The 8,627-nt window shown below is 47.6% G+C and carries 7 protein-coding genes, 1 pseudogene and 1 riboswitch; of the genes and pseudogenes, 5 read left to right on the forward strand and 3 right to left on the reverse strand.

What is annotated here, in order from left to right; translation table 11 throughout:
* A partial coding sequence (locus ACTHUE_RS07610; RefSeq protein ID WP_440403162.1) for a L,D-transpeptidase occupies window positions 1-968 on the forward strand: 968 nt, incomplete at its 5' end.
* 95 nt (window positions 969-1,063) lie between these two features.
* On the opposite strand, the gene queC is transcribed toward ACTHUE_RS07610, so the two are convergent.
* Complete coding sequence (queC, locus tag ACTHUE_RS07615; protein WP_107792331.1) at window positions 1,064-1,723, reverse strand: 7-cyano-7-deazaguanine synthase QueC; 660 nt, start codon at window positions 1,721-1,723, stop codon at window positions 1,064-1,066.
* Between the two features lie 3 nt (window positions 1,724-1,726).
* Window positions 1,727-1,772: riboswitch (PreQ1 riboswitch) on the reverse strand.
* A 71-nt stretch (window positions 1,773-1,843) separates the two neighbouring features.
* Between queC and ACTHUE_RS07620 the strand changes: the two genes are divergently transcribed.
* Window positions 1,844-2,443: a CDP-alcohol phosphatidyltransferase family protein gene (locus ACTHUE_RS07620; protein ID WP_219088852.1), complete on the forward strand. Its 600-nt coding sequence runs from the start codon at window positions 1,844-1,846 to the stop codon at window positions 2,441-2,443.
* Window positions 2,444-2,583: 140 nt separating this feature from the next.
* Here the strand turns inward: ACTHUE_RS07620 and ACTHUE_RS07625 are convergent, their stop codons facing one another.
* Complete coding sequence (locus ACTHUE_RS07625; RefSeq protein WP_413231330.1) at window positions 2,584-4,230, reverse strand: Pycsar system effector family protein; 1,647 nt, start codon at window positions 4,228-4,230, stop codon at window positions 2,584-2,586.
* 381 nt (window positions 4,231-4,611) lie between these two features.
* Window positions 4,612-4,896 (reverse strand): PepSY domain-containing protein, encoded by a 285-nt coding sequence (locus tag ACTHUE_RS07630; protein WP_070460093.1) that lies wholly within the window; start codon window positions 4,894-4,896, stop codon window positions 4,612-4,614.
* A 441-nt stretch (window positions 4,897-5,337) separates the two neighbouring features.
* Here ACTHUE_RS07630 and ACTHUE_RS07635 point away from each other — a divergent pair, with 441 nt between their 5' ends.
* From ACTHUE_RS07635 to ACTHUE_RS07645, 3 genes and pseudogenes are all read left to right on the forward strand, one after another.
* Complete coding sequence (locus ACTHUE_RS07635; protein ID WP_440423212.1) at window positions 5,338-7,080, forward strand: bifunctional alpha/beta hydrolase/class I SAM-dependent methyltransferase; 1,743 nt, start codon at window positions 5,338-5,340, stop codon at window positions 7,078-7,080.
* Window positions 7,081-7,147: 67 nt separating this feature from the next.
* Entirely contained in the window at window positions 7,148-8,434 is a 1,287-nt protein-coding gene (locus ACTHUE_RS07640; protein WP_440403120.1) for a phosphatase PAP2/dual specificity phosphatase family protein, read from the forward strand.
* A gap of 2 nt (window positions 8,435-8,436) precedes the next feature.
* A pseudogene (locus tag ACTHUE_RS07645) lies at window positions 8,437-8,627 on the forward strand (hypothetical protein); the annotation flags it as partial.

The raw sequence follows: 8,627 nt of genomic DNA on the forward strand, positions 1-8,627 counted from the left end.
GACAACACGTCGTTATCAATATTACGCAACAGCGTTTGTTCCTCTACGACAACGGTAAACTGAGCAAAATTTATCCTGTTGCCGTCGGCAAAGCCATGACCCAAACCAATCTGGGCGAACATAAAATAGGCGCAAAAGCCTACAACCCGGTTTGGCATATCCCTAAATCCATCCAAAAAGAACGCAATGACGGAGTTAAAAGCGTACCGGCCGGCCCGAATAACCCGCTGGGCCCGGTATTTGTCCGTCTTGGCGACCCTAAATTAAGCCTTGGCATTCACGGCACCAATGCCCCTGCCAGCGTACCCGGCGTCCGCAGCCATGGTTGCGTGCGCATGAAATCGCCTGACGCATTGGAATTCGCCAAAACCATCGCAACAGGTTCTCCTGCCTCCGTTATCTATCAAATGGCAAGTCTGAACGAAGATGCCAACCAAAACTTGTGGCTGGCTGCCTATCGCGACCCATACGACAAGAAAAACCTTGATACGGCTGCCCTGAAAAAAAGCATTACTGCCTGGGCAAAAGCGCACGGCAAAACCATTCCTGCCGCACGTGTGGATGCAATCCTGAAAGGACGCACCGGCGCAGCAAACTGTCTGACCTGCGCCAAAGGTGTGAAACTCAAATCGCCTTTGAAGTCTTTGGCATGGACCAGCGGCACGGATGCTTACAGCAAACCTAAAGTCATGCCGAAACCGGCTCCTGCTAAAGATGTGGTATTGCCTCAAGGAACTGAAATCGAAGTCGATGCTACCGACGATACAAACAAGGCAGCATCCGAACCGAAACAAAGCGTTCGTCCGACTCCGGTGAAACCGGCAAAACCTGCTGCCAAACCGGCAACCACTCCGGCCGATACTCCTGCTTCTGTGCCTAAAGCCGCTTCCGAACCGGCTACTACCCCTGCCTCTTCCCCTGCGAAAGATGCTCCGACAAGCAGCGAACCTGCAGATTTGTTGTTCTAAGCAGAACAAAATACATAGCCAAAGGCCGTCTGAAATGAATTTTTCAGACGGCCTTTTCGTACAACTGGATATTGGAAATATATGCCCCTCTTAATTCAGACGGCCTTTTTACTTTCCAAATATTCCGACAAACCGCACTCGCGCAAAATACAGCTTGGGCATTCATGACAACCACCAACCACGCCGTTATAACAGGTATGCGTGTGCTCACGAATATAATCCAATGCACCCATTTCATCTGCCAGCGCCCATGTTTGCGCTTTGGTTAAATACATCAAGGGCGTATGGATTTGAAAAGCGTAATCCATGGCCAGATTCAGCGTGACATTCATCGACTTGACGAACACATCGCGGCAGTCGGGATAACCGGAAAAATCGGTTTCGCACACGCCGGCAATAATATGGCGTATTCCCTGCCCTTTGGCGTAAATGGCGGCATAAAGCAAAAACAAAGCATTGCGTCCATCTACAAATGTATTGGGCAGGCCGTCTGAAGCTGTTTCAATGGATGCCGTATCATCCATCAAGGCGTTATGTGTAATCTGTTGCATCAGGCTCAAATCGAGTACTGTCTGCTTCACGCCCAAATCTTGGGCAATCCAACGCGCGCGCTCCAATTCGATGGCGTGGCGTTGCCCATATTGAAAAGTGATGGCCTGCACATTTTCACGGCCATATGTTTGAATTGCCTGAATCAGGCAGGTTGTTGAATCCTGCCCGCCCGAAAAAATAACGAGGGCCTGCTGTTTTTCCATAGTAAATTCCTAGTTTTGTTAACGCGGGAGGTTTGCGAACCGCGTGATTCGAAGATTGACGGATTATAACGGATTTCGTCTATAATCACGGCACTTCATTTTCTTTTATATAGCATAATCATGAGCATTTACGCCCTGAAACCAAAATTCCAAAACCTATTGCGCCCCATTGTTAAGCGACTGTATCAAAAAGGTATTACTGCCAATCAGATTACCCTGTTTGCCTGCGCCGTTTCTATTTTGATCGGTTTGCTTTTAGCATTGTTTGCTGGTGTATCCACACTATTCTGGCTTTTACCGATCTGGTTGTTTGTCCGTATGGCGCTGAATGCGATGGACGGTATGCTGGCACGGGAGTTCGGCCAACAATCGGCATTAGGCGGTTATTTGAATGAAATCACTGATATTGCCGCAGATGCTGCTTTGTATCTGCCTTTTGCCTTTATCGCGCCCTTCGGCGGCGTACAAATTGCCCTGTTTATTTGGCTGGCGGCAATGACTGAATTTTGCGGCGTTTTGGGACAAGTCCATGGCAACGGCCGTCGTTATGACGGACCATTCGGCAAAAGCGATCGCGCATTCTTTATCGGCGCATTGGCAGTATGGTATGCAATTGCCGGCAGCTTCCATTCGCTTTTCTATATCCTTATGTGGCTGGCCTGCGCGGCATTGGTTTATACCTGCTACAAACGTGTCATCAATGGCTTGAAGGCCGTCTGAAACTTGTCCACGTTCTTGGGTTAATCATCATTGATTAAAATATTTAAACCCATCACCCCGTTTTACTGAAAACAAAAAAGGCCGTCTGAAACCATAAACTATCGGTTTCAGACGGCCTTTTATTCAGTAGCCAAGATAACTTATTGTTTACCCAGTTGGCTGTAATCTACCAACATATACTTGGCAGTAATTTTCTGCGAAGCATTGCCTTCATCGCCCATCAAAATCATTTGAGGCTTGCCGTTAACGGTAATTGAATCGACGGCTTCAACGTTGGTAATGTGTTGCAGATTAGGCAAAGAGATTTTTTGCGGTTCATCGGTCGGATTACCGCTCCAAGTCCACAGTTGTGAGAATTTCTGTCCATTCTCATCCTTCACTTCATTAGCGATCACGTAGGTTTTCAAAACAGGATCATAGTTGAGGGAACGGATACCGCCGCCATCAATATCAATCACGGCCACTTCGTCAAACTCAGGCTTGGCATTGCGCTCAAATACATCTTTCGGATTGCTGATAAACGCGACCAAAGCCATGTTGTTGAACTCAGGATCACGGAAGCCCAAAACAAGACGTTTTTTCACTGGATCAAACGCCATGCCCTCAATATTGATTTCTTCAAAAGAAACCTCTGCCTTGGTTCGCTCGCGAATCAAATCATGCAGCTTGTGATCGGTTTCCAAAACCTGCGTCAGATTGTCGTAGCTGGTCAGCCCCAACACATTGCCGTCTTGGATTTTAAAGCGCATCAGGTGTTCGCGGTCAGGCGATCGGTTGCCTTTACGGGTGCGTGAGTGTGAAGTCATTGCGTAGATAAAGCCTTCATCGTCGCGCGCCAAAGCCTCCAAGTCGCTGAGACGGCGTTTGAAACCGGTAATCACGCGCGTATCCAATGCCTCGTCTTCTACAAACCTGCCGGTTTTATCAATGCTGATGATACTGAATGCATGGTTGGGTTCGTCTTCCGCGATCAGCAACTTACCGTCCGGAAGCTGTTGTACGGCAGAAGGCTCAAATACGCCGTTAAACATATTGATACCCAGCGAACGCAACTCTGCCGCGTTGTTGGCCGGAGGCATCAGCAATGACGGCAATGTTTTTACGCCGATAAATGCCGCCAGCGAAGCCAGCAAGCCCCAGCGGAATACCGCGTAAGATAAGTTAATGTATTTGAACTGTTTATCCGCCAACAAACCGAGCCAGTAAAGATGGTCGCTCATCTTTTCATAGATTTGTTTACGATCGCCCATAATCTCCTGCATCATTTCCCAATATTGATCTTTTTGCAGTTTCACACGGTCTTCATAAATCAAAATATTGGGTTGGCTGCCGCCAAAAAAGCGCGTTTCGGTACTACTGAGGCGGGTTTTCAAATCCCGCAGTTTCGAACGGCCGCGGATGAAATCCTTAAACCATGTACGCGCCGCCTGCATTTTACCGATACGTTCCGGCGAAGCAGAAAGCAATGCAAACACGATAGATGCTGCGGCAGTAATCATAAACGTACTGGCCGGAATCAAAAATTCGGGCGACGATGAAAAAATAAACGCGCCCGAAATCATCAGCGCAGAAACAATAAAACCATTCAGCGAAATCATAATATTTGCTTTGGTTGCCGCCAGCGCCAACAATTCCATCTCCGAGCGTACGGCATTGCGGAACATGGTTTCCACGCCCTTATTCGTACCCAACAGATCAGACGCATTCAAATCCTCGGCTTTATTTTTTTTCTTTTTCGCCTTGTCTTTTTTGCGTTTGGCCTTCTTCTCGTTTTTTTCAGACGGCATTTCAGGATGTTCAACTACATCCTGACCTTCTACTGCTTCCTGAATTTCTACCGCGTCAGCCACAACCTCAACTTCGTTTTCAACAACACCGTTTTGCTTGTGATCCCACAAATCAACATCCTGTTGGGATTCTGCAGATGTGCCGTCGTTTAAAGGTTTGCCTTGGTCGCCCATCTGCTTCTGCCGGCCATTTTCCTTCCAATCATTCAAATCCATATCATGACTCCCAACATCAAACACTTTGAACTACATGGAAAATAAAAAACATATTTAGTTCATTTGTTTTAGGTAATTTACATGCTGTTTACATTCTTTAAATTCCCAAATAGCAAACTGTCGCAGGACCAAAAGCCCTGCGACAATCCACTTTATATCAAAATATTAATAATCGATGCGCTCTTTGATAATTTGCAAATCAGGATACGACAAAACAATGTCGTACTCACGGCCATTTTTAAAAGCCTCAACCTCCAACACAGGCTGACCTCGACGGCTATCGGCATCAACATCGTGAACTTGATAGCCGCGTTGTTCCAACATTCTTACGGCTTTAGCACGGTTTTGCTCGAAGTTTTTGTCGCTGTAGATTTTGTGTTCGATGTAATCGCTGGCACCGGCAGTAGCAGCAGACAAAGCAACGATGGCGGTCAATAAGAATTTTTTCATGTTTGATTTCCTTTTAGAATGTGTATTCGGGTTTCGATGGATGTATTAAAACATGACAAAATTAGCAGTTAATTAGTGCTTGGTTAAACGTAGTAAAGGCCGTCTGAAAACTGTTCAGACGGCCTAAGTGATGCCCTTTCAAAAGAAATAAGAGAAAAAATTTGGCAACAATATGATAACGATAAGTCCCATCTGACTGTATTTCGTAAATTAATTGCGAAAAAACGAGTTTATGATGATATGTCGGTAGTAATTTGTAAGGTTATCCAAACACCCTCTATCTAACCTTTTAACAATCACTGTCATCGGTTTTAAGTAAAATTTGGAATCATCTTTTACCATTTCTCCCCATCATTGCATTCGTCCGTCTATCGGATAGTCATTGCATTTATCCGATATGTCATGATACTGTTCAAAAAATATGACTATTAGGAGTTTCTCATGTCCGAACAGCAAAAATACTTTTCTACCCAAGACGGTACTTCGCTTTTCTACCGCTATCGCCCTGCTGCCGATGGTTCTTCCGACAAAGCCATTGTGCTGTTCCATCGCGGACATGAGCATTCCGGCCGGATGATGTTTGTTGCCGATGAGCTGGGTTTTGATGATTTTGCCTATTTTGCTTGGGACGCGCGTGGTCATGGTTACAGCCCTGGAGAACGAGGCGATAGTCCGAGTATCGGCACTTCGGTTTCAGACGTAGATGATTTTATCCGACACATCCAAAGCGAATACAGCATCAAACCTGAAAACATTTGCGTGATTGCGCAAAGTGTCGGTGCGGTATTGGTTTCTACTTGGTTGCACGATTACGCGCCGAAAATCCGTTGCGCCGTATTGGCTTCGCCTGCGTTCAAAGTCAAACTCTATGTTCCGTTTGCCCGTACCGGTTTGAAAATGATGCAAAAATGGCGTGGCAATTTCTTTGTCAACAGCTACGTCAAAGCCCACTATCTGACCCACAATGTCGAACGTCAAAAAAGCTACGACAATGATCCGCTTATTGCCCGCGCTATTTCTGTGCGCATCCTGCTGGGTTTATATGAAGCGGCCGAACGCGTCGTTGCCGATGCACAAGCGATTACTACGCCTGTACAACTGTTGATTTCAGGCAGCGATTGGGTTGTTCATCACAAACCGCAACACGATTTCTACAACCGTTTGGGCAGCCATATTAAAGAACGCCATATCCTGCCCGGTTTCTACCACGACACTTTAGGCGAGCAAAACCGTGAAATCGCGTTTATCGAAATGCGCCGTTTTATCCGCGAGCGTTTCAATCAGCCTTTGCAACAAGTCGATCTGACTCAAGCGCACTTATTTGGAGACAGCCGTCGCGAAGCTGACGAACTGGCGACGCCTTTGCCTGTTTGTACGCCTCGCGGCGCATTCTGGGCAATATATCGCGCCTCGCTCAAACTGGGTTCGCGCTGGAGTGAAGGCTTGAGAATCGGTCAAGAAACAGGTTTTGATTCGGGCAGCACATTGGATTATGTCTACCGCAATCAACCGCAAGGCAGCAATGCTTTCGGTGTATGGGTGGACAAATACTATCTTAACGCTATCGGCTGGCGCGGCATTCGCCAACGCAAAGTCAATATCGGCAAAGCCATTCAGACGGCCTCAGCCAAACTGCGTGAAGCAGGCAAACCGGTACACGTTTTGGATATCGCATCCGGTCATGGCCGCTATGTATTGGATGCCCTGACTGCCGACACATTGCCTAATTCCGTACGCTTGCGCGATTACAGTCCGATTAATGTCGAAGCCGGTCGCAAGCTGATTGCCGAGCGCGGCTTACAAGACACGGTTACCTTCAATGAGGTCAATGCCTATGACCGCGCCAATTATCACGATTTACAGCCGCGTCCTACCCTGGGCATCGTCTCCGGCCTGCACGAATTGTTTGCCGACAATGATTTGATTTTGAACTCGCTCTACGGCTTTGGAGAAGCCATTGAAACCGGCGGCTACCTGATCTACACCGGCCAGCCGTGGCATCCGCAACTGGAAATGATTGCCCGCGCCCTGACCAGCCACAAAGCAGGCAACCCAAACTGGGTAATGCGCCGTCGCAGTCAGCAGGAAATGGATCAGCTGGTTGAAAAAGCCGGTTTTGAAAAAATCCATCAATGGATAGACGAAGACGGTATTTTCACCGTGAGCTTGGCAGTGAAGAAATAAAAAAATAAAGGCCGTCTGAACAATTCTTTAACTTTCAGACGGCCTTATTTAAACCATGTACCTATCCATGAAACCCTCCCTAAAAACCTCCCTGCTCAAGCTGATTTTAGTTGGCGCACTGTTCTACACCAGCTACGGCCTATCCAACCATTACGCGGCGTCGCTGGACTATGTGCCTGAAATCGCTTTTACATGGGAGAGCAATATTCCGTTTTGGGCATGGACGATTGTGCCTTATTGGTCGCTAAACCTGATGTATACCGCGGCATTTTTTCTTTGCCGTGATACACATGAACAAAACCGATATGTAGCGCACCTTGTAGCCGCCCAACTGATTGCAACTGTTTGCTTTGTACTGTTTCCGCTGCGTTTCGGGTGGCCTAAACCGCCTGCCGATGGGCTGTCAGGCTGGCTGTTTGATTCATTGGCTGCATTTGATTTGCCGTACAACCAAGCGCCATCTTTGCATATCGCGTTGGCGATTATCGTGGGTGCATTTTATTGGACGCGCTTTCCCAAAATCCGCCTGCCGCTTTTCTTATGGCAAAGCCTGATTGCCTTGTCGGTACTGACGACTTATCAACATCATTTTATTGACGTGCCGACCGGAGCATTGCTTGGCTGGCTGGTGTTGTGGGCTTTCCCGCGTCAGATGACTTCGCCGTTAAAACTGGGCTCGATTAATGTACACTCAAGAAAGATTGCGTTGCTGTATTTGCTTGGCGCGTATTTGATGGCTTTGCCTGCGCTGCTGGGTGGTGTGTGGCTGTGGTTGATATGGATTAGCGTGTCTTTGCTGATGGTGGCCTTTGCCTATTTGACTGGGAATGCAAACATATTCCAAAAACAGGCTAACGGTAAATTATCGGCGGCAGCGACGGTTTTACTATTGCCTTATCTGGTGGGCGTACGGCTAAACATGGCGTATTGGTTACGCGGTAAGGCGAAAACGGCACAAGTCCGCCATGATGTATGGATTGGCAGCGTTTTGGGTATTTCAAACCATCTGCCTGCTGTATTGGATGTATGCGCCGAATATCCCTGCTGTAGCTATCAGGGAGAATATCGCACTCTGCCTTTACTGGATATGGTAACGCCGTCTGAAAACGATTTGGTTCAGACGGCCTTGATATTGGAAACCTTGCGCCAAAAACACGGCAAAGTGCTGGTATGTTGCGCTTTAGGTTATGGAAGAAGTGCCGCAGTGGTGCTGACGTGGCTGCTGGTCTATGGTGGCTGCAAAGACTTGGCACAGGCAAAGGCCGAACTCAAGCAGGCTCGGCCACAAATGGTATTATCGCTGGCCACTGCCCAAGTAGTCGAAGCTGCTGCCAACTATTTAAAACAAGGATAATGATGGACAACGCAACCGACAGCCGTATTACTGCCCACCTGCTCTCTACCGCACATTATGTTGCCACCTGCAATGCCTTGCTGCTCGCCTTGTCGGCAAAATATGGCGGCGCATGGTTTGCGGTGCAACTTGTCTTGGCAGCAGTTTTGCTGTACTGCCATATCCGCATTCACTTCGACCGTCGCGTGTTCCA

The organism is Neisseria sp. P0021.S005 (assembly GCF_051956955.1).